23 protein-coding genes are annotated in these 26848 nt (G+C 52.6%); 10 read left to right on the top strand and 13 right to left on the bottom strand.

Annotated features, from left to right (window positions below):
• Window positions 1–13 precede the first annotated feature (13 nt).
• Genes FDW92_RS17935 through decR form a run of 3 tightly spaced genes read right to left on the bottom strand, consistent with a single transcriptional unit; the run spans window position 14 to window position 4060 of the window.
• Window positions 14–1792, bottom strand: a complete 1779-nt coding sequence (locus tag FDW92_RS17935; protein WP_042310086.1) for a SmdB family multidrug efflux ABC transporter permease/ATP-binding protein — start codon at window positions 1790–1792, stop codon at window positions 14–16.
• A complete protein-coding gene (locus FDW92_RS17930) occupies window positions 1785–3557 on the bottom strand; it encodes a SmdA family multidrug ABC transporter permease/ATP-binding protein (RefSeq protein WP_042310089.1) in 1773 nt (590 codons plus the stop codon). Before FDW92_RS17930 ends, FDW92_RS17935 begins: the two co-directional genes overlap by 8 nt.
• Before the next feature lie 44 nt (window positions 3558–3601).
• A complete protein-coding gene (decR, locus tag FDW92_RS17925) occupies window positions 3602–4060 on the bottom strand; it encodes a DNA-binding transcriptional regulator DecR (protein WP_003831023.1) in 459 nt (152 codons plus the stop codon).
• 116 nt (window positions 4061–4176) lie between these two features.
• On the opposite strand from decR, the gene FDW92_RS17920 reads away from it, so the two are divergent.
• A complete protein-coding gene (locus tag FDW92_RS17920) occupies window positions 4177–5232 on the top strand; it encodes a PLP-dependent cysteine synthase family protein (protein ID WP_227255150.1) in 1056 nt (351 codons plus the stop codon).
• A 50-nt stretch (window positions 5233–5282) separates the two neighbouring features.
• Here the strand turns inward: FDW92_RS17920 and cof are convergent, their stop codons facing one another.
• Window positions 5283–6101 carry an HMP-PP phosphatase gene (cof, locus tag FDW92_RS17915; RefSeq protein ID WP_042310091.1) on the bottom strand — a complete coding sequence of 273 codons (819 nt, stop codon included), beginning with the start codon at window positions 6099–6101 and terminating at the stop codon, window positions 5283–5285.
• Window positions 6102–6201: 100 nt separating this feature from the next.
• Between cof and FDW92_RS17910 the strand changes: the two genes are divergently transcribed.
• Together FDW92_RS17910 and queC are read left to right on the top strand one after the other, a co-directional pair.
• Window positions 6202–7902, top strand: a complete 1701-nt coding sequence (locus FDW92_RS17910) for an SgrR family transcriptional regulator (protein WP_137400670.1) — start codon at window positions 6202–6204, stop codon at window positions 7900–7902.
• A 64-nt stretch (window positions 7903–7966) separates the two neighbouring features.
• On the top strand, window positions 7967–8662 hold the full coding sequence (gene queC, locus FDW92_RS17905; protein ID WP_003021638.1) for a 7-cyano-7-deazaguanine synthase QueC: 696 nt from the start codon (window positions 7967–7969) through the stop codon (window positions 8660–8662).
• A 103-nt stretch (window positions 8663–8765) separates the two neighbouring features.
• On the opposite strand, the gene fadM is transcribed toward queC, so the two are convergent.
• From fadM to bolA, 9 genes are all read right to left on the bottom strand, one after another.
• Window positions 8766–9164, bottom strand: a complete 399-nt coding sequence (fadM, locus tag FDW92_RS17900) for a long-chain acyl-CoA thioesterase FadM (protein ID WP_042310094.1) — start codon at window positions 9162–9164, stop codon at window positions 8766–8768.
• Window positions 9165–9266: 102 nt separating this feature from the next.
• The gene (locus tag FDW92_RS17895) at window positions 9267–9641 is read right to left on the bottom strand and encodes a helix-hairpin-helix domain-containing protein (protein ID WP_042310096.1); all 375 of its coding nucleotides are present in this window, start codon (window positions 9639–9641) and stop codon (window positions 9267–9269) included.
• 146 nt (window positions 9642–9787) lie between these two features.
• Window positions 9788–11662: a peptidylprolyl isomerase gene (gene ppiD, locus FDW92_RS17890; protein ID WP_042310097.1), complete on the bottom strand. Its 1875-nt coding sequence runs from the start codon at window positions 11660–11662 to the stop codon at window positions 9788–9790.
• 267 nt (window positions 11663–11929) lie between these two features.
• A complete protein-coding gene (gene hupB, locus FDW92_RS17885; protein WP_003021629.1) occupies window positions 11930–12202 on the bottom strand; it encodes a nucleoid-associated protein HU-beta in 273 nt (90 codons plus the stop codon).
• 209 nt (window positions 12203–12411) lie between these two features.
• Window positions 12412–14766 carry an endopeptidase La gene (lon, locus tag FDW92_RS17880; protein ID WP_038638272.1) on the bottom strand — a complete coding sequence of 785 codons (2355 nt, stop codon included), beginning with the start codon at window positions 14764–14766 and terminating at the stop codon, window positions 12412–12414.
• 184 nt (window positions 14767–14950) lie between these two features.
• Window positions 14951–16225 carry an ATP-dependent protease ATP-binding subunit ClpX gene (gene clpX / locus FDW92_RS17875; protein ID WP_003831013.1) on the bottom strand — a complete coding sequence of 425 codons (1275 nt, stop codon included), beginning with the start codon at window positions 16223–16225 and terminating at the stop codon, window positions 14951–14953.
• A 126-nt stretch (window positions 16226–16351) separates the two neighbouring features.
• Complete coding sequence (gene clpP / locus FDW92_RS17870) at window positions 16352–16975, bottom strand: ATP-dependent Clp endopeptidase proteolytic subunit ClpP (protein WP_032939995.1); 624 nt, start codon at window positions 16973–16975, stop codon at window positions 16352–16354.
• Between the two features lie 246 nt (window positions 16976–17221).
• On the bottom strand, window positions 17222–18520 hold the full coding sequence (gene tig / locus FDW92_RS17865; RefSeq protein ID WP_003021622.1) for a trigger factor: 1299 nt from the start codon (window positions 18518–18520) through the stop codon (window positions 17222–17224).
• Window positions 18521–18866: 346 nt separating this feature from the next.
• On the bottom strand, window positions 18867–19184 hold the full coding sequence (bolA, locus tag FDW92_RS17855) for a transcriptional regulator BolA (RefSeq protein WP_042310099.1): 318 nt from the start codon (window positions 19182–19184) through the stop codon (window positions 18867–18869).
• Between the two features lie 306 nt (window positions 19185–19490).
• Between bolA and FDW92_RS17850 the strand changes: the two genes are divergently transcribed.
• From FDW92_RS17850 to cyoE, 7 genes are all read left to right on the top strand, one after another.
• Window positions 19491–20069 (top strand): lipoprotein, encoded by a 579-nt coding sequence (locus FDW92_RS17850; RefSeq protein ID WP_003021617.1) that lies wholly within the window; start codon window positions 19491–19493, stop codon window positions 20067–20069.
• 44 nt (window positions 20070–20113) lie between these two features.
• Window positions 20114–21589 (top strand): muropeptide MFS transporter AmpG, encoded by a 1476-nt coding sequence (gene ampG / locus FDW92_RS17845; protein WP_038638261.1) that lies wholly within the window; start codon window positions 20114–20116, stop codon window positions 21587–21589.
• Between the two features lie 460 nt (window positions 21590–22049).
• On the top strand, window positions 22050–23006 hold the full coding sequence (cyoA, locus tag FDW92_RS17840) for a cytochrome o ubiquinol oxidase subunit II (RefSeq protein ID WP_042310101.1): 957 nt from the start codon (window positions 22050–22052) through the stop codon (window positions 23004–23006).
• Between the two features lie 10 nt (window positions 23007–23016).
• The gene (gene cyoB / locus FDW92_RS17835) at window positions 23017–25008 is read left to right on the top strand and encodes a cytochrome o ubiquinol oxidase subunit I (RefSeq protein WP_042310102.1); all 1992 of its coding nucleotides are present in this window, start codon (window positions 23017–23019) and stop codon (window positions 25006–25008) included.
• Complete coding sequence (locus FDW92_RS17830; RefSeq protein WP_003831007.1) at window positions 24998–25612, top strand: cytochrome o ubiquinol oxidase subunit III; 615 nt, start codon at window positions 24998–25000, stop codon at window positions 25610–25612. The genes cyoB and FDW92_RS17830 overlap by 11 nt, the downstream gene beginning before the upstream one ends.
• Entirely contained in the window at window positions 25612–25941 is a 330-nt protein-coding gene (locus FDW92_RS17825) for a cytochrome o ubiquinol oxidase subunit IV (protein WP_003831006.1), read from the top strand. The genes FDW92_RS17830 and FDW92_RS17825 overlap by 1 nt, the downstream gene beginning before the upstream one ends.
• 11 nt (window positions 25942–25952) lie before the next feature.
• Window positions 25953–26843, top strand: a complete 891-nt coding sequence (gene cyoE / locus FDW92_RS17820; RefSeq protein WP_003831005.1) for a heme o synthase — start codon at window positions 25953–25955, stop codon at window positions 26841–26843.
• Window positions 26844–26848 lie beyond the last annotated feature (5 nt).

The following is a 26848-nucleotide window of genomic DNA, read 5'->3' as shown; positions in this document are numbered from 1 at the left end:
TTGGTCTCAGCTATCAGGCAATAATGGAATCCTCTTGCGTACTGGCTGCCAGCTCTTCGCCCGCCAGCTGCAGTTGATACATCTGCCAGTAACGGCCTTGTGCCGCCAGTAATTGCTGGTGCGTACCTCGCTCAACCGCCTGTCCACGGTGCAGCACCAGAATGGTGTCCGCATCGACAATCGTCGATAAGCGATGCGCAATCACCACCAGCGTGGTGTGTTCACGCACTGCCGCCAGCGCTTGCTGAATCGCCTGTTCCGTGCCGGAGTCAATACTGGCCGTGGCTTCGTCGAGGATCAGTACCTGCGGCGTTTCAACCAACACCCGCGCCAGCGCCAGCAGCTGTTTTTGCCCAACGGAGAGATTATTGCCCTGCTCGCCCAGCCGGGTATGAATCCCCTCGCTCAGGCCGCGCGCCAGCTCCGCCAGTTGCACGGTCTCCAGCGCCTGCCATACCCGCGCTTCTGAGATATCGCGGCCCAGCGTGACGTTTGCCAGGAAGGTATCCGCCATCACCACCGGATCCTGCTGCACCATCGCGATGCCCTGGCGTAATACACCATGGCTCAGCGAAGACAGCGGTCTCCCATCAAGGCGGATTTCCCCCTGCGTCAGCGGGTAGTATCCCATCAGCAGGCTGGCCAGCGTACTTTTGCCGCTGCCGGTGTGCCCGACCAGGGCCACAAAGCTACGCGAAGGCACGGACAGACTGATGTTTTGCAGCACCAGATTGTCGTCACGATAGGCAAATGAAACGTTATCTACCTCGATATCCCCACTCTTTAGCGGCTGGTCATCATCACCATAGCGTTGACGTGGCCCATCCATCAATTCGAACACACGTTCACCGGCGACAACCGCCTGCTGCAGCATTGACTGCTGAGTCGTCAGCTCGATAAGCGGCTCGTTCAACCGCCCGAGATAGCTAATAAACGCATACAGAACACCAACTTCGATGGAGCTGCCAGAGGTAAAGCTGAACAGCATCAATAAACCGCAGAGGATCAGCGCCGAGAAAAGGCTAAGCAACGGACGCAGCAAAAAACCATCCAGGCGCAGGGTCTGCATCCGTGCCATATAGTGCGAACGGCTGGCCTCGCCCATTCTTTCGCCAAATCGCGCCTGCTGACGGAACTGCTGGATAACACTCATGCCGTTGATGACTTCGTTAAAGCCATCGTTAATATCCGCCAGATAAGCGCGCACCCGGCGCACAATCGGGGTGCTGTAACGTTGATAAATCACCATCACCACCAGCACCGCCGGGAAAATGATCATCGCGACCAGCGCCATGCGCCACTCCAGGCTGAACATCGCCACCAGCATCGCGCCGATCAAGGCCGCACTGCGTAGAACCGTTGCCACAACCGTCACATACAGGTCACGAATCACTTCCGTGTCATTGGTCACACGTGAGATAAGCTGCCCGACGGGCTGAGTATCAAAGGCGCTGAGCGGCTGGCGCAGCGCAGCGTCCATCACGTCGGTACGCAGCTGTTGCACCACGCCCACGGCGGCCTGATTAAACAACAGCGACTGTGCGTAATGCAGACCCGCCGCCAGCAGCTGCAATCCCACATACGCCGCAACCAGCCCGGCGACCATCGCCAGCGGCAGGTTGTTTTTCGCCACCATGTTATCGATAAAATAGCTAATCAGCAGCGGGCCGCTAACCTCCGCCGCCGCGGCCACCCACAGCATAACAACGGCGATAGCCAGCTGTTTTCGCCACGGCGAGCCGTACGCCAGCAGCCTTTTCAGGGTCGGCCATAGTTGTCCAAAACTACGCATTCGCCGCCTCCTCGTTGATCTCTGGCGCATCGGACAGCGCCGCTTCCAGTTGCTGATAGCGGTACATATCGCGATACCAGCCAGGCTGCTGCACTAACGATTCATGTTCACCGCGCTGAGCAATATGCCCATGCTGCATCACGATAATCTCGCTGGCTTCCGTCAGGGCCGATAAACGGTGGGCGCTGATAATCACGGTTCTGCCTTCGCCCCACTGGCGCAGATTATGCAGGATCTGATGCTCGGTACGACCATCTACTGCCGACAGCGCATCATCCAGAATCAGAATTTCAGCGTTCAACAGCAACGCACGGGCAATAGAGATTCGCTGTTTTTGCCCACCGGACAGCATCACCCCGCGTTCACCCACCTCGGTGTCATAGCCCTGAGGAAGACGTAAAATATCCTCATGAACGCTGGCAAGGCGCGCCACATGCTCGATCTCTTCTTGCGTGGCCTGCGGGCGTCCTAAGGCGATGTTATTGGCGACGGTATCGGAAAACAGGAATGGCGTCTGGCTAACCACCGCCAGTCGGCTGCGCCAGCTATCCAGCTGTAAGCGCGTTAACGGGATATCATGAAAGCGCACATCGCCCTGGGTGATATCAAAATGACGCTGGATCAGCGACAGCACCGTACTTTTTCCCGCGCCAGTCGGACCACAGATGCCCAGCATCTGTCCAGGTTTAAGCTGGAAATTCACATTTTCCAGCGCCGGGTGGGTGGTTTGTGGGTAGCAAAACTCGCGAATCGCCACCGCCAGCTCGCCGCGTCCTTCCGGCACCGGTTCAGTACCGTCATCCACCACCGGCGCTTCTGCCAGCATGGCGCGAATTCGGCTATACGCGGCGCTGCCGCGTTCGACGATGTTAAACATCCAGGCCAGCGCCAGCATCGGCCAAATCATCAGACCGAGATACATCATAAAGCTGGTGAGCTGCCCGAGCGTCAGCGAGCCGTGAACCACCATCCAGCTTCCCCCGGCAATCGCCAGCAGGTTAGCCATACCAATGGCGATATAAATCGTAGGATCAAAGCGGGCGTCAATGCGCGCCACCCGCAGGTTTTTCTTACCGGTATCTTCAGCATCTGCGGCAAATAATGCCGACTGCCGATCCTCCAGCCCAAAAGCCTTGATCATACGAATACTGGTCAGGCTTTCCTGAGTACGATCGTTGAGGCTGGAAAACGCCGCCTGCGCCAGCTTAAAACGGTGATGGAGTCGATCACCGTAACGTTTGATCATCAACGCCATCACCGGCATCGGCAGCAGCGCAATGAGCGTCAGTTGCCAGCTTATCTGCGTTGACATCACGATCAGCACCGCACACCCCATTACCAGCGAATCCACCAGCGTCAGCACGCCTTCGCCAGCGGCAAACACCACTCGATCGACATCGTTGGTGGCACGCGCCATCAGATCGCCCGTACGGTGACGCAGATAAAATTCTGGATGCTGGCGACTCAACTGACGGTAATAATCTTCCCGCAGCTCAACCGCCAGTTGGTAGGATGCGCCAAACAGCAGCACACGCCAGACATAACGCAGCAAATAAACCACCACGGCAATCAGGGCAATTGTCCCCACCCACATCAGCAGCCGTTCGGTGGTGAAGCGTTGAGTCGTCACGCCATCCACAATGATCCCGACCACTTTCGGCGGAATAAGCTGAAGGATAGCGATGATGATAAGCAAGGCCACTGCCCCGAGGTAGCGACGCCACTCCCGGCGGAAGTACCAGCTTAATTGAGCAAATAATCGCACGCGTTATGTCCTGACAAGATTTCCGGCAATGAGCGCCGGAAGAATTATTCAATCGGTAGAGCAGTTGTGTATTTAATCTGTTCCATCGCAAAGCTGGAGGTAACATCAGACAGGCCCGGCACGCTGTTCACCAGGCGCTTATAAAATTCATCGTAGCTTTTCATATCGGCGACCTGGACCCGCATCAGGTAGTCATACTCCCCTGCCATACGCCAGAATCCCAGAACTTCCGGCATTCCGGTGACTTCGGTGACAAAGCGGCAATACCATTCGCTGCTGTGGTGCTGAGTTTTGATCAACACAAACGCGGTTAAGCCCAACCCCAGTTTTTCGGGATCCAGCAGGGCGACTCGCCCCAGCAGGATACCATCATCTTCAAGCCGTTTGAGGCGTTTCCAGCAAGGGGTGGTCGTCAGATTAACGGCATCTGCTAACGCCTGCAAAGAAAGGGTGCAGTCCTGTTGCAGTAAGCCGAGCAGCTTACGGTCAATTTTGTCTAACATATCCACTCCACAGAGAAGAATTTTCTCCTTACATTCTATTTTAAAGGCTAAATGGCAACAATTTTTTCCGTGCTTTTCGCTATTCTGGGCACAAAATGACAAATGGATATCTTTTAATGATGAATAGCCCCTGGGTTAAAAACGCCATCAATGAAATCAACGCGGATTATCAGCGTTCTGCGGATACGCATCTCATTCGTCTGTCGCTCCCGGCGTTTCCGGGCATTCAGCTCTATTTAAAAGATGAGAGCACACATCCGACCGGGAGCCTGAAACATCGTCTGGCGCGCTCACTGTTTCTGTATGGACTGTGCAATGGCTGGATCAAAGAAGGCAGCACCATCATCGAGTCATCATCCGGCTCAACGGCGGTCTCCGAAGCTTATTTTGCCCGTCTGTTAGGCTTACCGTTTATCGCCGTTATGCCTTCGTGTACTGCGAAACGTAAAATTGAACAGATTGAGTTTTACGGTGGGCGTTGTCATTTTGTGGAAAGCGCCTGCGAAATTTATGCGGCTTCTGAACAATTGGCTCGTGAGCTGAACGGCCATTACATGGATCAGTTCACTTACGCAGAGCGTGCCACCGACTGGCGTGGTAACAACAATATTGCCGACAGTATCTTTCGTCAGATGCAATGCGAGCCCAATCCTGTTCCCCGGCATATCGTAATGAGCGCCGGAACCGGCGGCACCTCGGCAACCATTGGCCGCTATATTCGTTGTCAGGGCTACGATACTCGTTTGATGGTGGTGGATCCGGAAAACTCGGTCTTTCTGCCCTTCTGGCAAAATCGCGATGCAACATTACGCAGCCCGGTAGGTAGCAAAATCGAAGGTATCGGTCGCCCACGCGTAGAACCGTCTTTTATTCCTGATGTGGTCGATGAAATGCTGCGCGTGCCGGATGCCGCAAGCGTGGCTACCGCGCACTGGCTGGAAACACAGCTGGGCCGTAAAGTTGGTGCCTCAACCGGTACCAACATGTGGGGAGCATTACAACTTGCCGCCCGTATGCGCGACGCAGGAGAAACGGGATCGCTGGTGACGCTGCTGTGCGACAGCGGCGAACGTTATCTGGAAACCTATTACAACCCGCAGTGGGTCGACACGCACATCGGTGATTTAACGCCGTGGAAAGCGGAGCTGGCTCAACTCCTGAAAACCCACTAATCAGACAAAAAAAAGCCAGACGCGAAGTCTGGCTTGCTGGAAGGGATCTCTCATTCGGGGGAATAAGGTAGATGCGGATTGTCCAGCCAATGCGTCAAAAAGTGTGATACTGCCTGATTGCGGCAATGCCCAATCACCGATAGATGAGGCAGTTCAGCAATCAGTTGCGGCATCGCGTTACCCATAATCAGGCCGCGCCCTACGCTGCTTAACATTTCGCGATCGTTCATGGCATCGCCAAACGCCATACACTCAGCCATTGAATAACCTAAGTGGTTGCTTAATACCGCCAGCGCAGAACCTTTATTACAACCCAGCGGCAGTACCTCGAGGCAATCAACTGCGGAGAAACAGAGATTCGCCTGCTCACCCAGCGCCTCATTGAGTTGAATACGCAGACGGATCAGCGAGTCATGATCGCCGCAGAAACAGATCTTCGTGACCTGGTGGGCAGGAATACGTTTCACATCCACGATCTGATAACGAAATCCGCTATACACATGTGCCTGAAGCAGCGCTGGAATTTCTTGTCCGGTGAACCAACCGTTGTCATTAAAGACATGCATGCTGGCCGTGGTGTCCCACTTCTGGTGCAACACAGTATCCGCAACATTCGGATCCAGATCCTGGCGGTACAGCACATCACCCTCGATCGTGTGAATACGCGTACCGTTACCGGTGATCAAAAAGGCGTCCAGCGAAATGGAACCCAGAATATGGCGCATCTCCAGCACATGACGACCGGTGGCAAATGTCAGAGTGATATCACGTTCACGCAGGCGCGCCAGCGTTGAAAGCGTTTCATCACCTAAATGGTGATTCGGCATCAAAAGGGTGCCATCCATATCAAATGCAGCCAGACGAGCCATCTCTTTCTCCACACTGTGAGGCGGTTAACTTGTGATTCAGTATCACCTGAGATATACGGAAGTAATAGTGAATAGATAAAATGAATTGTTCCGGGTTTCTATGCGACTACTGAATCGGCTTAATCAATACCAACGCCTGTGGCAACCGTCGAACGGCGAACCACAGTCTGTGACCGTGGGCGAACTGGCTGAGCGCTGTTTTTGCAGCGAGCGCCACGTGCGAACCCTGTTAAAACAAGCGCAGGATGCAGGCTGGCTGGAGTGGCACGCCCAGTCAGGGCGGGGTAAACGCGGGCAGCTATGTTTTTTGGTTACGCCAGAATCGCTACGTAATACCATGATGGAGCAGGCGCTGCAAAAGGGGGAACAGCTTAACGTGCTGGAGCTGGCCCAGCTGGCGCCGGGGGAATTAAGAGCCCTGCTACAGCCATTTATGGGCGGTCAGTGGCAAAACGACACGCCAACCCTGCGTATCCCCTATTACCGTCAACTTGACCCTTTGCACCCCGGATTTCTCCCTGGCCGCGCAGAGCAACATCTCGCCGGGCAGGTATTTTCTGGCCTGACCCGGTTTGACACGTATACGCAACGCCCCTGCGGTGATTTAGCTCACCACTGGAATATCTCCGCCGACGGCCTGCGTTGGGATTTCTATATTCGCTCCACCCTGTACTGGCATAACGGCGATGCCGTCAGCAGCACGCAGTTACATCAACAACTGTTGAGGCTACTTGAGCTGCCCGCGCTGAATAAGCTGTTTATCAGCGTAAAGCGCATTGAGGTGACGCATCCCCAGTGTCTGACCTTTATTCTGCATCGTCCCGACTTCTGGCTGGCGCACCGGCTGGCAAGCTACAGCAGTCACCTGGCGCATCCTGAGCACCCGTTTGTGGGTACCGGCCCGTTCCGGTTGACGTTGTTTACCCCTGAGCTGGTGCGTATCGAGAGTCACGATCACTACCACTTGAGTCATCCACTCCTGAAAGCCATTGAATACTGGATAACCCCGCAGCTTTTCTCCCAGGATTTGGGCACCAGCTGTCGCCATCCGGTGCAAATTGCAATTGGTAAACCCGAAGAGCTGCCCATGTTAAGCCCGGTGAGCAGCGGTATAAGCCTCGGTTTTTGCTATCTCACGCTCAGAAAAAGCGCACGTCTGAATACCATGCAGGCCCGCCGACTGGTCAACATTATCCATCGCTCTTCCCTGCTCCAAACGCTGGAGGTAGATGAAAACCTGATAACCCCGAGCAATGCGCTGCTGCCTGGATGGACGATCCCGCAATGGGATGAGTTGAACGAGGTAGCGCTACCGGAAAAACTGACGCTGGCCTATCACCTGCCGGTAGAACTGCACGCCATGGCTGAACAGCTTCGCCTGGCGCTGGCGCTGCTCGGCTGTGAATTAACGCTTATATTTCATAATGCTAAAAACTGGGACGGTAATCATCCTTTAGCTCAGGCCGACCTGATGATGGGTGACAGGCTGATTGGCGAAGCGCCTGAATATACCCTCGAACAGTGGTTACGCTGCGATCAGCTCTGGTCACATGTCTTGAATGCCCCTGAATACACGCATTTGCAGACCACTCTGGATGCCCTGCAAGTCCAGGCCAATGAAGACGATCGTCACGCGGCGTTACAGCAAGTGTTCGCCACGCTGATGCATGATGCCACGCTGACTCCGCTGTTCAATTATCACTATCGTATTAGCGCGCCACCGGGCGTGAACGGCGTGCGTCTGAATCCTCGCGGCTGGTTTGAGTTCACCGAAGCCTGGTTACCGCCCCCTTCAGCATGAAGAAGCTGGTGGACACCACGTCCAGGCGCTACCATATGGGTTTCGTTATCTGTCAGGAAAAGCCATGAAACGTGCCGTTGTTGTATTCAGTGGAGGTCAAGACTCCACGACCTGTCTGGCGCAAGCGCTACATCAGTATGATGAAGTGCACTGCGTGACCTTTGATTATGGTCAGCGTCATCGCGCTGAGATTGATGTCGCACGTGATCTGGCCTTAAAACTCGGCGCGCGTGCGCACAAAGTGCTTGATGTCACGCTGCTTAGCGAACTGGCCGTCAGCAGCCTGACCCGCGATAACATTCCGGTGCCGGATTACGAACCGGATGCGAACGGCATTCCCAATACCTTTGTGCCCGGGCGCAATATTCTGTTTTTAACGCTGGCGGCGATTTACGCGTATCAGGTGCAAGCAGAGGCGGTCATTACCGGCGTTTGCGAAACCGACTTCTCTGGATATCCGGACTGTCGCGATGAGTTCGTCAAGGCCCTGAACCATGCGGTGAGCCTGGGGATGGCAAAAGATATCCGCTTTGAAACTCCGTTGATGTGGATCGATAAAGCCGAAACCTGGGCGCTGGCCGATTACTGGGGCAAGCTGGACCTGGTACGTGAAGAAACGCTGACCTGCTATAACGGCATCAAAGGTGACGGTTGTGGTCACTGCGCGGCCTGTAATCTGCGCGCCAACGGTCTGAACCATTATCTGGCGGATAAACCGGCGGTAATGGCGGCGATGAAGCAGAAAACCGGTCTTAAGTAATACGTTAGGTTTTGCCGGATGGCGACGCGGGGGTCTTATCCGGCCTACGGGACTGACCACCATTGTAGGCCCGGTAAGCGCAAGTACCACCGGGCATTTTCCGCTACTTCACCATCAGCTCCAGTTTTTCGCGCAACTCCCCTTCCAGCGGTAGTGCTTTTTGCGTTTTCAAATCAATACAGACGAAGGTTATCAACGCATCTGCCACCACCTGTCCTTCCGGCTCCAGGGTGATAGTCTGGTTCAACACGCCGCTTTTGCCATTTAATTGCTGCACCTGACTGGTAATAGTCAGCAGGTCGCTCAGCACCGCCGGGCGACGGTAGTTGATATTAATATTCACAACCACAAAAGCGATGTTGTGAGCGGTCATCCACTGAAAACTGTCGCTGTTTTCCAGTCCATCCCAGCGTGCTTCTTCCAGAAACTCAAGATAACGAGCATTGTTGACGTGCTGATAGACATCAAGATGAAAACCACGAACTTTGATTTGTGTTTGCATAGCGCAGGAACCTTACATTTTTATAGGAATATATTCAGGGTAGTGAGGCCATAACTGGTATGACCTCTCTAGTGTGGCAAATATTGGCCACTGCGCAAGTTATTAAAGTGTTAAAACTGCCAAATTACGCTCTACCAAAGAACTGCCCATCCCCGGCACCTGCTTTAAATCATCGACCGTTTTAAATGGCCCATACTCCTCACGATAGCTGACAATCGCCTGGGCTTTTTTCAGTCCGACCCCATTCATCACTCGCGCTAAATCCTCCGCAGAAGCGCTATTGATGCTTACCCTGGTGCCTTCATCATCGCTTGCTTTAGCGGGTTGCGTAGCCTTGCTTTGCGCCGCCCCTGAGGCATCCGCTTTGGTTTGAGTCGCGTGGCTTTTGGCAACAGGCTCTGCAGCCAATGCGCTTTGGGCCATACCGGCGCAGGTCAATGAAAGGGTGATAAGCAGGGCTTTGATTCCATGTTTCATACTGTTTTCTCCGTGTTTGTTAACAGTGGAATCACGATAGCGAGGTGCAGAACAGCAGACAAACGGCAAATATCAGAAATGGAAAAGGCCGCGAAAGCGGCCTTTGGTTAATACAACTTTTTGCAATTTTATGCGAGCTGCCTCGGTTATTGCTGCTGTTCCAGCGCGTCACCGATTTTAATTTTTGCGGCTTTACGCAGATTGCTCATCAGCGCTTCAAAGGTAATTTGCGCGTTGTTCTGAGTAATCCCCTGAACCATCGCTTTCTTCTGCGCTTCAGGCATAGAACCCGCTTTCACTTCGTCCAGCGCAAGCAGAACAACGTTGCCCTGCATATCGTTTGCCACGCCGTAACTCGGTTTGTCTTTTGCTGGCAGGCTCAGACCAAAAGCTGCCTGGCTCAGAGGATCCTGACCCGTGCGGCTCAGCGTTTTCGCCTCACCAAAGCTCAGACCTGCTGCTTTCATCGCTTCATCGCCTTTACCGGCTTTCAGGTCTGCCAGCAGTTTATCGGCATCCAGCTTCGCCTGTTGCTCTGCTTTATTGTGCTTAACAAGCGCAGTAACCTGCTCTTTCACTTCAGCCAGTGGCTTAACGGCTTCGGCTTTGTGCTCTGCAATACGCAGCACAAATGCGCGATCGCCATCCACAGTAATGATGTCCGAGTTACTGCCAGGCGTACCGTTCTCGCCAACCAGACCACCATTGAAAATGATGTCAGCGACCGGTTTGAAGTTCAGCTCTTCCGGCAGGCTGTCACGGCTAAACCAGCCCGTTTCAACCGCTTTCATACCAGCAGCCTGCTCCGCACCCGCCAGAGATTCGTTATCGTTGCTGGCTGCATCGCTCACTTTCTGCTGTAGCGCATAGTACGCATCCAGCGCTTTTTCCTGCTTCACTTTCGCCGCAATGTCGTCACGGGCTTCGCTCAGCGGTTTAACCTGCGCAGGCTGTACGTCGTCAAGACGAGCAATGAGGAAACCAACGGAAGATTTAATCACACCGGACAGCTGACCTTTGTCTTTCAGGCCAGCATTTTTCAGCTCATCCGGAGTGGTGGAATCTTCCAGCCAGCCCATATCGCCACCTTTACGGGCAGAGATGATGTCGGCTGATTTTTCTTTCGCCAGCGCAGCGAAATCAGCGCCTTTGCTCAGCTCATCCAGTACCGCTTTGGCTTCATCTTCCGTTTTAGTCTGAATGATGCTGTAGCGGTTACGCTGCGGCTGAGTGAACTGGTCCTGATGCTGGTCATAGTAAGACTGAATATCAGCATCGCTGGCCGTCTCCTGCAGTGCAGCAGCGTCCAGCATGATGTAGCTCACGCGGAACTGTTCCGGCGTCATAAAGTTGTTTTTATTCTGCTCGTAGTAGCTGGCAACTTCCTGCTCGGTAACGGATTGCTTCGCGGCAAGCGCGTTAACGTCAATCGTCGCCTCGCGAACGATACGCTGCTGTGCGACCAGCGCCGCCAGCTCGTCGGTTTCGCCTTTCAGCATGAAGTCCGTACCGGCAACGCCATTGATCAACTGCTGAGTAGTGAGCTGGTTACGTAATGCCTGAGCGTACTGGTCGGCGGTCATTCCCATTTGATTCACAATCGCGTTGTAGCGGTTGTTATCAAATTTGCCGTCCACCTGGAAAGCAGGCGTGGCGAAAATAGCCTGTTTAATCTGATCGTCGCTGATATTGAGCTTCAGCTCGCGGGAGTACTGATCCAGCAGCGCTTCGTCTACAAGACGATTCAGCACCTGCTGACGCAGCGTTTTCATATAGCCTTCATTCGCCGCCAGCTCAGAGTATTGATCGCCCAACTGCTGCTGCATGCGGTTACGTTCGCTATTGAACGCATTCTCGAATTGCCCGCGGCTGATCTCCTGGCCATTCACTTTGGCGGCGTAATTGTTGCCCCCGCCAATCAGGTAACCACTCACGCCGGTCAAAATGAACGACACGATAATGATACCGAAAATAATCTTGAGCACGAGACTGTTAGCAGCCGTGCGTAAGCTGTCCATCATGGTGTAACCACACTCCGCTGTAGATGACTATACGCGTTATCCTTCAAGCCGCCTGCGCGTTGTTACAACCACGGCGGCAAGGATGTTGAGTATATATGCTTCACGCAGCATAGCGTTTCCTGAACGCTGCGCACAAAGGTCTATTGTGACAAGAAAATGGGGCAATTGTCAGCCCACAACGCGTAGAAAGTACCGGAATCACAAATAAAAAAGGCACATCAGTTGATGCGCCCTTGTACTTCGTCACATCCCCAAAGGGGAAATCACTTAGTTTACCGCGTCTTTCAGTGCTTTACCTGCACGGAAGCCCGGTACTTTAGCCGCGGCGATGGTGATCTCTTTACCTGTTTGCGGGTTGCGACCAGTACGGGCAGCACGCTCTTTAACGGCAAAAGTACCAAAACCTACCAGCGCTACGTCATCACCTTCCTTCAGGGATTCGGTAACAGAAGCAATAATTGCATCTAATGCACGTCCAGCCGCAGCTTTAGAGATATCAGCCCCTGCAGCAATTTTGTCGATCAGTTGAGATTTATTCACTCTTCTCTTCCTCTTTTATAATTTATATCGCACCTGAATCCTTCAAAGTGCGACCGCGCAGCAGTTATATCAGGCCTGCCATGCCCTTACAACACCCGTTAATGATGGCAAGCCTAATCCGTCATCTAAATTAGCTATACAAAAAAAGGCTGGCAAGTCCGAAATGGTCTGCCAGCCCTGTTTTTATTAGTGCTCTTTGCGCGAGGTCACTATTTTGCGGTCACAACCTGCATTCCAGACGGTTCATTTTGCAACGCAAGAGTCAAAACCTCCTCGATGCGTTTCACCGGATGGATGTCCAGATCGGCAATCACGTTGTCCGGAATCTCTTCCAGGTCACGTTTGTTTTCATCTGGAATTAAGACCGTCTTAATGCCGCCACGGTGCGCCGCCAGCAGTTTTTCTTTCAAACCACCGATTGGCAGAACCTGACCACGCAGGGTGATCTCGCCGGTCATCGCCACATCGGCGCGTACCGGGTTACCAGTCAGACAAGAAACCAGCGCGGTACACATGGCAATACCGGCACTTGGACCATCTTTCGGCGTCGCCCCTTCAGGTACGTGAACGTGGATGTCGCGTTTTTCGTAAAAGTCCGGATTAATACCCAGTTTTTCCGCTCGCGCGCGCACCACGGTCAGTGCAGCCTGAATAGACTCCTGCATTACCTCACCCAAAGAACCGGTGTAGGTCAGCTTGCCTTTACCCGGTACGCAGGCGGTTTCGATGGTCAGCAAATCGCCGCCCACTTCCGTCCACGCCAGACCGGTCACCTGACCAACGCGGTTTTCGTTGTCCGCGCGACCATAGTCAAAGCGCTGTACGCCCAGGTAGTCGTGCAGGTTGTCGCCATTGATCACAATATGTTTCAGTGATTTGTCGAGCAGCAGCTGCTTCACCGCTTTACGGCACAGCTTGGAGATTTCGCGCTCCAGACTACGCACGCCAGCTTCACGGGTGTAGTAACGAATAATGCCCACAATGGCGCTATCGTCGACCGTCAGCTCGCCTTTTTTCAGCGCGTTACGCTCAATCTGTTTCGGCAACAGGTGACGTTTAGCAATGTTCAGCTTCTCGTCTTCGGTATAACCAGACAGACGGATCACTTCCATACGATCCAGCAACGGCGCCGGAATATTCATGGAGTTCGAGGTCGCAACAAACATTACGTCGCTGAGATCGTAATCCACTTCCAGGTAGTGATCGCTGAACGCCACGTTCTGCTCTGGATCCAGCACCTCAAGCAGTGCGGAAGCCGGATCGCCTCGCATGTCGGAAGACATTTTGTCGATCTCATCGAGCAGGAACAGCGGGTTTTTAACGCCCACTTTGGCCATTTTCTGAATCAGTTTACCCGGCATTGAACCAATATAGGTCCGGCGGTGACCGCGAATTTCAGCCTCATCACGCACACCGCCCAGCGCCATACGGATGTATTTACGTCCGGTCGCTTTGGCGATGGACTGCCCCAGAGAAGTTTTACCTACCCCCGGCGGCCCAACCAGACACAGGATTGGCCCCTTGATTTTGTTCACACGGCTTTGAACCGCGAGATACTCAAGGATACGGTCTTTGACGCGTTCCAGACCGTAATGGTCAGTATCGAGGATTTCCTGCGCCTGACGCAGGTCTTTTTTGACCTTGCTACGCGCATTCCACGGTACCTGTACCATCCAGTCGATGTAGCCACGCACTACGGTCGCTTCCGCCGACATCGGAGACATCATTTTCAGCTTCTGCAGTTCTGCTTCCGCTTTCTCTTTTGCCTCTTTCGGCATTTTCGCCGCGTCGATTTTACGTTTCAGCGCTTCGTTTTCGTCCGGCGCGTCGTCCATCTCGCCGAGTTCTTTCTGAATGGCTTTCATCTGCTCGTTCAGATAGTACTCGCGCTGGGATTTTTCCATCTGCTTCTTCACGCGGTTGCGAATGCGTTTCTCAACCTGCAGCAGATCGATTTCGGATTCCATCATCGCCATCAGATATTCCAGACGTTCGTTAACGTCGGACATCTCCAGCACGGACTGCTTGTCAGCAAGCTTCAGCGGCATGTGTGCAGCGATGGTGTCCGCCAGACGCGCAGGATCGTCAATGCTGTTCAGCGACGTCAGCACTTCTGGTGGGATTTTCTTGTTCAGCTTGATATAGCCTTCGAACTGGCTGATAGCGGTACGCACCAGCACTTCCTGTTCGCGCTCATCAATGGCTGGCGAGTCAAGGTACTCCGCTTTCGCAGAGAAATGCTCGCCGTTGTCAGACAGCGCAGAAATACGCGCGCGCTGTAACCCCTCGACCAGCACTTTTACGGTGCCGTCAGGCAGTTTCAGCATCTGCAAAATAGAGGCCACGGTCCCGACGGTGAAAAGATCGTTTACACCCGGCTCATCCGTTGACGCTTCTTTCTGTGCGACCAGCATGATTTTTTTATCATGGTCCATAGCCGCTTCCAGACAACGGATAGATTTTTCCCGCCCTACAAATAAGGGTATGACCATGTGCGGATAAACCACCACATCGCGCAACGGCAATACGGGGATTTCAATGCGTTCAGAACGCTCAGGATTCATAGAGCTCTCTCTTAGTTTAGTGTCCGCCAGGTAATCAGGTGGTACGACTGTGCTTCACACCACCTTTAACATGTATGTCAGTATATGGGGATGTTTCCCACACATTCAACGCCATGTTTACGGAAAAATAAAAGGGGAGATAAAATCCCCCCTTTTTAATTAAATGTCTGTATGAATTGATGAATTATTCGCCAGATGCCTGCTGTGCTTCCGGCTTACCGTAAATCAGCAATGGCTTGCTCTGACCGCCAATCACCGACTCATCGATCACCACTTTTTCGACGTCTTCCATAGAAGGCAGATCGTACATGGTGTCGAGCAGCGCGGCTTCAACGATAGAACGCAGACCACGGGCACCGGTTTTACGCGCCATCGCTTTCTTGGCGATAGCATCCAGCGCTTCCTCACGGAACTCCAGATCGACACCTTCAAGGTTGAACAACGCCTGGTACTGCTTGGTCAGGGCGTTTTTCGGCTCTTTCAGGATCTGGATCAGCGCTTCTTCACTCAATTCGCTCAGCGTTGCCACCACCGGCAGACGACCGATGAACTCAGGGATCAGACCAAATTTGATCAGATCTTCCGGCTCCACCTGCGACAGCAACTCACCTTCGCTGGCTTTATCAGACTGCGCTTTTACCGTCGCGCCAAAACCAATGCCTGAGCCGGTTTCAACACGGTTAGCAATTACTTTGTCCAGACCAGCGAACGCGCCGCCGCAGATAAACAGGATCTTAGAGGTATCAACCTGCAAGAACTCCTGCTGCGGATGTTTACGCCCGCCCTGTGGCGGAACGGCCGCCACGGTGCCTTCAATCAGCTTCAGCAGGGCCTGCTGTACGCCTTCGCCGGAAACGTCGCGGGTAATGGACGGGTTGTCAGACTTACGAGAAATCTTGTCGATTTCATCGATATAGACGATCCCGCGCTGCGCTTTCTGCACGTCGTAGTCGCACTTCTGCAGCAGCTTCTGAATAATATTTTCAACATCTTCACCCACATAACCGGCTTCGGTCAGCGTGGTGGCATCGGCCATGGTGAACGGAACGTCCAGCAGGCGCGCCAGCGTTTCAGCCAGCAGCGTTTTACCGGAACCCGTCGGGCCAATCAGCAGGATGTTACTTTTGCCCAACTCGACGCCATTGCTGGTGTCGCCGTTGCGCAGACGTTTGTAATGGTTGTATACCGCGACCGCCAACACTTTCTTCGCCTGTTCCTGACCGATAACGTAATCGTCCAGGTGATTGCGAATTTCATGTGGCGTCGGCAGCGCACTGCGTTCACGGTGCGGTGCTACTTCCTTAATCTCTTCGCGAATGATGTCGTTACACAAATCGACACATTCGTCGCAGATATACACGGATGGACCGGCAATCAGCTTCCGCACTTCATGCTGGCTTTTGCCGCAAAAAGAGCAGTACAACAATTTGCCCGAGCCATCTTTGCGTTTATCTGTCATGGGTCAAAACCTCTTCTTTGTTCTTTGTGCCGCACACGACGACGCAAATGCCATTCTCAGGCGCAAGACGCTAGTCAGCGTTGTGCCGCTCCAGGTAATTATAGCGGCACACCTGCGCACTGGGCATTAATTACGATGGGTCAAAATCGAGTCGACCAGACCGTACTCTACCGCTTCAGAAGCGGAGAGGAAGCGATCGCGCTCGGTATCACGTTCAATCTGCTCAAGAGATTGACCCGTATGATGCGCCATAAGTTCGTTCATGCGCCCTTTTACCTTCAGGATTTCGCGGGCATGAATTTCAATATCCGTTGCCTGGCCCTGGTAACCGCCCAGAGGCTGATGGATCATGACGCGAGAGTTAGGCAGGCAAAAACGTTTGCCTTTCGCCCCGGCAGTCAGCAGGAACGCGCCCATTGAGGCCGCCTGGCCCATACAAATGGTGCTAACGTCCGGCTTAATAAACTGCATGGTGTCATAGATAGACATCCCGGCAGTGATCACCCCACCAGGGGAGTTGATGTACAGGTAGATATCTTTTTCCGGGTTTTCTGCTTCCAGGAACAGCATCTGCGCCACAATCAGGTTAGCCATATGGTCTTCAACCTGGCCAGTCATAAAAATGACGCGTTCCTTAAGTAGACGAGAATAGATATCAAAAGAGCGCTCACCACGTGAGGTCTGTTCAATGACCATCGGCACCAGCGCCATATGGGGTGCAAAGTTATCTCGTTCGCCGCTGTATGACATTTCCGTCTCCTGGATAAAATTTGAAAAAACCTGCTGTGCTGATTGTAACCTTATGGACGGATTATCAGCTAGTCCCTCAGTAATGGGTACGACATCGCCATAATTCAAGCATAACAATCTTTTGTTGTAACGCTAACACTGAAACGCTGTTTTCGCACTCTTCCCATGCAAAATGCGTGACAAAAAAAAACCCGCCACCAAAAGGTGACGGGCTTGCGTACGAAATTCGCGCTAAAAAGCGACGAATTACGCCTGCTGGTTCATCAGCTCGTTGAAGGAAGTGGCTTTTTCAGTCACTTTCGCTTTCGCCAGAACGGCTTCAACAGCTTGTTCTTCCAGAGCGACGTTACGCATGTTGTCCATCAGCTCTTTGTTTTTGCTGTAGAACTCAACAACTTCTTTCGGATCTTCGTAAGCAGAAGCCATCTCTTCGATCAGGCCTTTAACGCGATCTTCGTCAGCTTTCAGCTCGTTGGTACGAATGACTTCGCCCAGCAGCAGGCCCACAACTACGCGACGCTTAGCCTGTTCTTCGAACAGTTCACGCGGCAGTTCCAGAGCTTGTTTTTCGTTACCGCCAAAGCGCTGAGCAGCCTGACGACGCAGAACGTCGATTTCGCTGTCGATCAGAGCAGCCGGTACGTCGATGTCGTTAGCTTTTACCAGACCTTCGATCGCCTGAGACTTAACGCGGTTACGCACTGCGCCTTTCAGCTCGCGTTCCATGTTTTTACGTACTTCGGCGCGCAGACCAGCTACGGAACCATCTTCAACGCCGAAACGCTTGATGAATTCTTCAGTCAGTTCCGGCAGTTCGCGTTCTTCAACTTTCTTCAGGTTGATAACGAACTTAGCAGCTTTACCCTTCAGGTTTTCAGCGTGGTACTCTTCCGGGAAGGTCACGTCGATAGTGAACTCTTCGCCAGCTTTGTGGCCTTTAACGCCTTCTTCAAAGCCCGGGATCATACGACCCTGGCCCATCGCCAGTACGAAGTCAGACGCTTTGCCGCCTTCGAACTCTTCGCCGTCTACAGAACCGGTGAAGTCGATGGTTACACGATCTTCTGCATCAGCAGCGCCGTCTTTGTCTTTCCAGGTAGCCTGCTGCTTACGCAGGGTGTCCAGCATTACATCAACGTCAGCGTCGGTGACTTCAACAACCGGTTTTTCAACTTCGATTGCTTCCAGGCCAGTCAGCTCAACTTCCGGGTAAACTTCGAACTCTACCGCGTAAGTAAAATCTTCACCCAGCTTGTATTCACCCGGAACGTAGTTCGGTGCGCCAGCCGGATTGATTTTTTCTTTGATGATCGCGTCAACGAAGTTGCGGCTCATCAGGTCGCCCAGCACGTCCTGACGCACGGAAGCGCCATAACGCTGAGCAACAACATTCATCGGTACTTTTCCTTTGCGGAAACCGTCAATACGCACTTTCTTCGCTACGTTGACCAGCTCGCTTTTCACAGCGGTCTCGATGCTGTCAGCAGCGATAGTAATCGTTACACGGCGGCCAAGGCCTTGAGTGGTTTCAACTGAAACTTGCATCTTGTTACCTCAAAAAATCACAGTGCTCGGTCAACTCTTCTCCGCAAGCACAGGTTGTTGGCTTCGCGGAACTGGGATGTTCTCATAAGCAATCACATTCCCTGTCGTCAGAATCATCCCGAAGACATTCCGAAAAATAAGACGCGCATTATAGCGGCATCACTTTTATGAGTCGAGAACGGTTATCGCGCGTTGCTGCGGCTTTTTTCACAATTCCCGGCTAATTTTTGTCTGAATACTGTACGACAGCCCCAGAATGCAGACAAAACAAAACGGCCCGCAGGCCGTTTTCACATATTCTGTAGCAACATACTGGAAAAGCGTCGGTTGTTGCAAATCCGTTTTTCTACGCGATGCTCCCGGCTCCACGACAAGGAGGCGACGCAAAGATCGTGTCCTGCAACGCTTCCCACTCCTTAATGGTATAGGTATGCAGGGCTAACGCATGTACGGTAGTGGAGAGTTCCGCCGTTAACGTGCCGTAAATCATCCGATGACGATTAAGAAAACGTTCACCTGTAAAGCGATCGCTAACCAGCACAACCTTAAAGTGGCTTTCAGAACCAGCCGGGACATTGTGACGATAGCTTTCATCCACAACTTCGAGGAATACGGGTTCGAACGCTGCCCTTAATTTTTCTTCTATTTGCTCACGAATCATCATGAAATTTTTCCTCCGACAACGCTGAGATGTCACCCATCCCTTTAAATACTAGCCGCTTTTACCGTTTTCATTACACCTTAGCAACAAAAAATTAGCGCTTATCTGATTTTCTCAGCCAAATGGATGAAGTTCACTAAATCCTCACTTCGATTTATGGCAAAAAGTCCGTTTATGGTCTTCATAAAGTCATAAAACGGACAACACAATGAATTTACATGCGTTACCCACTTCCCCTCATCGTTGGCGATGTTATGATGGCTGGAATTTTCTCTAACCACACAATTTAGATTCGCTGAGAGCCCTGGCATGTTTAAAAAAATCCTCTTCCCGTTAGTTGCAATGTTTATGTTGGCAGGATGCGCAACGCCGCCAACCACCATTGAAGTCTCCCCCAAAATCACCCTGCCGCAGCAGGATCCGAGCCTGATGGGCGTGACCGTGAGTATCAACGGCGCCGACCAGCGTCAGGATCAGGCGCTGGCAAAAGTCACCCGCGACAACCAGCTGGTTACCCTGACTGCTTCTCGCGATCTGCGTTTCCTGCTGCAAGAAGTGCTGGAAAAACAGATGACCGCGCGTGGTTATATGATTGGTCCGAACGGTGCAGTAAACCTGCAAATCATCGTTAGCCAGCTGTATGCGGACGTGTCTCAGGGTAGCGTGCGTTACAACATCGCCACCAAAGCAGACATCGCCATTATCGCGACCGCCGCTAACGGTAATAAGATGACCAAAAACTACCGCGCAAGCTACTCTGTTGAAGGCGCGCTGCAGGCCTCCAACAAAAATATTGCTGATGCCGTTAACAGCGTCCTGACCGACACCATCGCTGATATGTCTCAGGACACCAGCGTTCACGATTTCATCAAGCAGAACGCTCGTTAATTTCTGCCCTTATGGCCCGGCGTTCGTCGGGCCTATAGAAGCCCATGTCCAGTCATTACTTACGTATTTTTCAGCAACCACGTTCAGCTATCCTGCTCATTCTGGGGTTCGCCTCCGGATTACCGCTCGCACTGACATCCGGTACTCTCCAGGCGTGGATGACGGTCGAGAATATCGATCTTAAAACCATCGGTTTCTTTTCTCTGGTCGGCCAGGCCTACGTATTTAAGTTCCTCTGGTCTCCATTAATGGACCGCTATACGCCGCCGTTTTTGGGCCGACGTCGCGGTTGGCTACTGGCGACCCAGCTACTGCTATTGATTTCTATCGCCGCGATGGGCTTTCTGGAGCCGGGTACGCAGCTACGCTGGATGGCCGCGCTGGCGGTAGTGATCGCGTTTTGTTCGGCATCGCAGGATATCGTCTTTGACGCCTGGAAAACCGACGTATTGCCCACCGAAGAGCGTGGCGCAGGTGCAGCAATCAGCGTGCTGGGTTACCGTTTAGGGATGCTGGTTTCCGGTGGGCTGGCCCTGTGGATGGCCGATCGCTGGCTCGGCTGGCAGGGAATGTATTGGCTGATGGCGGCGCTGCTGATCCCTTGCATCATCGCGACCCTGTTAGCGCCAGAACCGACAGATGCTATTCCGGTGCCTAAATCGCTGGAACAGGCAGTTGCGGCTCCGCTGCGAGACTTTTTTGGCCGGAACAATGCCTGGCTGATCCTGCTCCTGATCGTGCTGTATAAACTCGGTGATGCCTTCGCGATGAGTCTGACCACTACTTTTTTAATCCGCGGTGTCGGATTTGATGCGGGTGAAGTCGGCGTGGTGAATAAAACGCTGGGGCTGCTGGCAACCATTGTTGGCGCGCTGTACGGCGGGATCCTGATGCAGCGTCTCTCGCTGTTCCGCGCATTGTTGATTTTCGGTATTCTGCAAGGGGCATCAAACGCAGGTTACTGGCTGCTGTCCGTCACTGACAAACACATGTTCAGTATGGCCGCCGCCGTTTTCTTTGAAAACCTGTGTGGCGGGATGGGCACCGCGGCGTTTGTCGCCTTATTAATGACGCTATGCAATAAGTCCTTCTCAGCGACTCAGTTCGCCCTGCTCTCCGCGCTTTCAGCCGTTGGCCGCGTGTACGTAGGTCCGGTAGCGGGTTGGTTTGTCGAAGCGCACGGGTGGCCAACGTTTTATCTGTTCTCCGTGTTTGCCGCACTGCCCGGACTCCTGCTGCTGCTGGTTTGCCGCCAGACGCTGGAACATAGCTGGCAAAATGAAAGCTTTATTCCGCGCACGGAATTTCGTGGTGCGTACGGTCTGGCATTAATGACGCTGGTCGCGGGCTGCTGTTTGCTGGCAGTTTGGCTATTGTTGCTGACCCTGAATGCACTGGACTACACCAATTTCTCCTTCCTGCCGGAACTGCTTGAAATCTCGGTAGTAGTCGCGGTCTGCGGAGTGGTATTCGGCGGATTGCTGGATTATCTGGCATTGCGTAAAACCCGTCTGGCGTAATTTTTCACATTAATTGAGCCGTTGTAATCACCCTGCGTAATTATAACGGCTAAATAAACAACAACTGATAAAAAATATTATTTGTTATTTTGTGCGCCATAGAATTTGGAAATTATTGACGCCTTTTATACATGCTATTTTCCTTACTCGATTCAGCCATGAAAAATTTATTTTTTGTTCTGTAATTGTCTTTTTATTGATAATCAATTGTTAATTAATTGTTTTATTTTGGTATTGGTTATACCAATTGCCCTCCGCACGTCCCTCACCTGCCTGCTTTCGTTATAACGTGATGTTGCAACAGGTTCTTAAAGCCAACTCGACATATATTGCAACATATGTGACACGCTCGGCAGAACCCAGTAACACAGATCCAATGATGTTTACAGTAATGTAACCTTCCCGTAAAATGACCTCACACTTTAAACGCCACCCGGTCCCGTGGAATTGAGGTCGTTAAATGAGACTCAGGAAATACAATAAAAGTTTGGGATGGTTGTCATTAATTGCAGGCACTGCGTTACTCAGTGGCTGTAATTCTGCGCTGCTTGACCCTAAAGGACAGATTGGACTGGAACAACGTTCATTGATACTGACGGCATTTGGCCTGATGTTGATCGTCGTTATTCCTGCCATCTTGATGGCTGTTGGTTTTGCCTGGAAGTATCGTGCAAGCAATAAAGATGCGAAGTACAGCCCGAACTGGTCACACTCCAATAAAGTGGAAGCTGTGGTCTGGACGGTGCCGATCTTAATCATCATTTTCCTTGCTGTGCTGACCTGGAAAACCACCCACGCTCTTGAGCCAAGCAAACCGCTGGCGCATGACGAGAAGCCCATTACCATCGAAGTGGTTTCCATGGACTGGAAATGGTTCTTCATCTATCCGGAACAGGGTATCGCTACCGTGAATGAAATCGCCTTCCCGGCGAATACTCCGGTCGAATTCAAAGTGACGTCCAACTCCGTGATGAACTCCTTCTTTATCCCACGTCTGGGTAGCCAGATTTATGCCATGGCCGGTATGCAGACTCGACTGCATCTGATCGCCAACGAAGTCGGTACTTATGATGGTATCTCCGCAAGCTATAGCGGACCAGGCTTCTCCGGTATGAAATTCAAGGCTATTGCAACAAAGGACCGCGCCGAATTCGACCAATGGGTTGCTAAAGCTAAACAGTCTCCGAACACCATGAACGACATGGCAGCGTTCGAAAAAGTGGCTGTGCCAAGCGAATACAACCAGGTGGAATACTTCTCCAACGTGAAACCTGATTTGTTTAAAGATGTTATTAACAAATTTATGGCTCACGGTAAGAGCATGGACATGACCCAACCAGAAGGTGAGCACAGCGCACACGAAGGTATGGAAGGCATGGACATGAGCCACGCGGAATCCGCCAACTCAAGGGGTTGAGAAGAATACGATGTTCGGAAAATTGACACTTGATGCAGTTCCGTTCCATGAACCAATCGTCATGGTTACGATCGCTGCCATTATCATCGGTGGTGCGGCCTTACTCGGCCTTATCACTTACTTCGGTAAGTGGACCTACCTGTGGAAAGAGTGGCTGACTTCGGTTGACCACAAACGCCTTGGCATCATGTATGTCATCGTCGCAATCGTGATGTTGATTCGTGGCTTTGCCGATGCCGTAATGATGCGTAGTCAGCAAGCGCTGGCTTCTGCAGGTGAAGCGGGTTTCCTGCCACCTCACCACTACGACCAGATCTTCACGGCTCACGGCGTGATTATGATCTTCTTCGTGGCAATGCCATTTGTTATCGGTCTGATGAACCTCGTGGTTCCACTGCAGATTGGCGCGCGTGACGTTGCATTCCCGTTCCTGAACAACCTGAGCTTCTGGTTCACCGTTGTTGGCGTAATCCTGGTTAACCTGTCTCTGGGCGTCGGTGAATTCGCGCAGACCGGTTGGCTGGCGTATCCGCCTCTTTCGGGGATAGAGTACAGTCCAAGCGTCGGGGTCGATTATTGGATATGGGCCGTCCAGTTGTCCGGTATTGGTACAACCCTGACCGGTATCAACTTCTTTGTGACCATCATTAAGATGCGTGCGCCAGGAATGACCATGTTCAAGATGCCGGTATTTAGCTGGGCATCTCTGTGCGCGAACATCCTGATTATCGCTTCGTTCCCAATTCTGACGGTTACCGTCGCGTTGCTGACCCTGGATCGCTATCTGGGCACCCATTTCTTTACCAACGATATGGGCGGCAACATGATGATGTACATCAACCTGATTTGGGCCTGGGGCCATCCGGAAGTGTACATTCTGATCCTGCCAGTATTCGGGGTATTCTCCGAAGTCGCAGCAACCTTCTCGCGTAAGCGTCTGTTTGGTTACACCTCGCTGGTGTGGGCAACCGTGTGTATCACCGTTCTGTCGTTCATTGTTTGGCTGCACCACTTCTTCACCATGGGTGCAGGCGCAAACGTAAACGCCTTCTTCGGTATTACCACCATGATTATCGCCATCCCGACCGGGGTGAAGATCTTCAACTGGCTGTTCACCATGTATCAGGGCCGTATCGTATTCCACTCAGCAATGCTGTGGACGATTGGCTTTATCGTCACCTTCTCAGTCGGCGGCATGACCGGCGTACTGCTGGCGGTTCCGGGTGCCGACTTCGTACTGCACAACAGTCTGTTCCTGATTGCGCACTTCCATAACGTTATCATCGGCGGCGTGGTATTTGGTTGCTTCGCGGGTATGACCTACTGGTGGCCAAAAGCGTTTGGCTTCACGCTGAACGAGACCTGGGGTAAACGCGCCTTCTGGTTCTGGATCATCGGCTTCTTCGTGGCATTTATGCCGCTGTACGTGCTGGGCTTTATGGGTATGACCCGTCGCCTCAGCCAGCAGATTGACCCGCAGTTCCATCCGATGCTGGTTGTTGCCGCCTGTGGCGCCGCGCTGATTGCACTGGGTATCCTGTGCCAGTTCATTCAGATGTACGTGTCTATTCGCGACCGCGAGCAGAACCGTGACCTGACCGGTGACCCATGGGGTGGTCGTACGCTGGAGTGGGCAACCTCTTCCCCGCCTCCGTTCTATAACTTTGCCGTTGTGCCGCACGTTCACGAGCGTGATGCCTTCTGGGAAATGAAAGAAAAAGGTGAAGCGTACAAGCAGCCTGCGCACTATGAAGAGATTCATATGCCGAAGAACAGCGGTGCCGGTATCGTCATTACCGCCTTCGCAACACTGTTTGGTTTCGCCATGATCTGGCATATCTGGTGGCTGGCGATTGCAAGCTTCGCAGGCATGATCATTAGCTGGATTGTGAAAAGCTTTGATGAAGACGTGGATTACTACGTGCCGGTCCCGGAAGTCGAAAAACTGGAAAACCAGCATTTCGATGAGATTACTAAGGCAGGGCTGAAAAATGGCAACTGATACTTTAACGCACGCGACTGCCCACGCGCACGAACACGGGCACCACGATGCAGGCCAGACCAAGATCTTCGGATTCTGGGTCTACCTGATGAGCGACTGCATTCTGTTCTCAATTCTGTTTGCAACCTATGCCGTTCTGGTGAACGGCACCGCAGGTGGCCCGACAGGTAAGGACATTTTTGAACTGCCGTTCGTTCTGGTTGAAACATTCCTGCTGTTATTTAGCTCCATTACCTATGGCATGGCGGCGATCGCCATGTATAAGAACAACAAGAGCCAGGTCATCTCCTGGCTGGCGTTGACTTTCTTGTTCGGTGCCGGATTCATCGGGATGGAACTCTATGAATTCCATCACCTGATTGTTAACGGTATGGGCCCGGATCGCAGCGGCTTCCTGTCTGCGTTCTTCGCGCTGGTCGGCACGCACGGTCTGCACGTCACCTCCGGTCTTATCTGGATGGCGGTGCTGATGGTGCAAGTTGCCCGTCGCGGCCTGACCAGTACTAACCGTACCCGCATCATGTGCCTGAGCCTGTTCTGGCACTTCCTGGATGTGGTGTGGATCTGTGTGTTCACTGTTGTTTATCTGATGGGGGCGATGTAATGAGTCATTCTAACGAGAGCGGCGGCGCATCCCATGGCAGCGTAAAAACCTACATGACAGGTTTTATCCTGTCGATCATCCTGACGGTCATTCCGTTCTGGATGGTAATGACAGGTTCTGCCTCTCCGGCCGTCATTCTGGGAACTATTCTGGCAATGGCAGTGGTACAGATTCTGGTGCACCTGGTGTGCTTCTTGCACATGAATAGCAAATCTGATGAAGGTTGGAACATGACGGCCTTTGTCTTTACTGTGCTAATCATCGCCATTCTGGTTGTGGGTTCCATCTGGATTATGTGGAACCTTAACTACAACATGATGATGCACTAAGAGCGGCGATTATGATGTTTAAGCAATACCTGCAAGTTACGAAACCAGGAATCATCTTTGGCAACCTGATCTCGGTGATTGGGGGGTTCCTGCTGGCCTCGAAAGGCAGCATCGACTATCCCCTGTTTATCTACACGCTGGTTGGGGTGTCACTGGTTGTGGCGTCGGGTTGTGTATTTAACAACTATATCGACAGGGATATCGACAGGAAGATGGAGAGGACCAAAAACCGCGTGCTGGTTAAAGGTCTGATTTCTCCTGCCGTCTCGCTGGTATACGCCACCTTGCTGGGTATCGCTGGCTTTATGCTGCTGTGGTTTGGCGCCAACCCTCTGGCCTGCTGGCTGGGGGTGATGGGCTTCGTGGTATATGTGGGCGTCTATAGCCTGTATATGAAGCGCCATTCCGTTTACGGGACGCTGATTGGCTCACTCTCCGGCGCTGCGCCGCCGGTGATTGGCTACTGCGCCGTAACCGGTGAGTTCGATAGCGGTGCGCTGATTCTGCTGGCTATTTTCAGCCTGTGGCAAATGCCGCACTCTTACGCGATTGCGATTTTCCGCTTTAAGGATTATCAGGCTGCCAATATCCCGGTACTGCCGGTGGTAAAAGGCATTTCGGTCGCGAAGAACCATATCACGCTGTATATTGTGGCATTTGCTATCGCCACGCTGATGCTAACCCTGGGCGGCTATGCAGGTTATAAATACCTGATTGTTGCTGCGGCGGTGAGCGTCTGGTGGTTGGGCATGGCGCTGCGCGGTTATAAAGTGGAAGATGACAGAGTCTGGGCGCGCAAGCTGTTCGGCTTCTCCATCATCGCCATTACCGCACTTTCCGTGATGATGTCCGTCGACTTTATGGTGCCAAACTCGCAGAACCTGCTGACTTACGTTTGGTAAGAATC

The organism is Citrobacter sp. wls706, assembly GCF_005281305.1.
GTDB lineage: Bacteria > Pseudomonadota > Gammaproteobacteria > Enterobacterales > Enterobacteriaceae > Citrobacter > Citrobacter werkmanii.
This window is presented reverse-complemented; position numbering and strand designations above follow the sequence as displayed.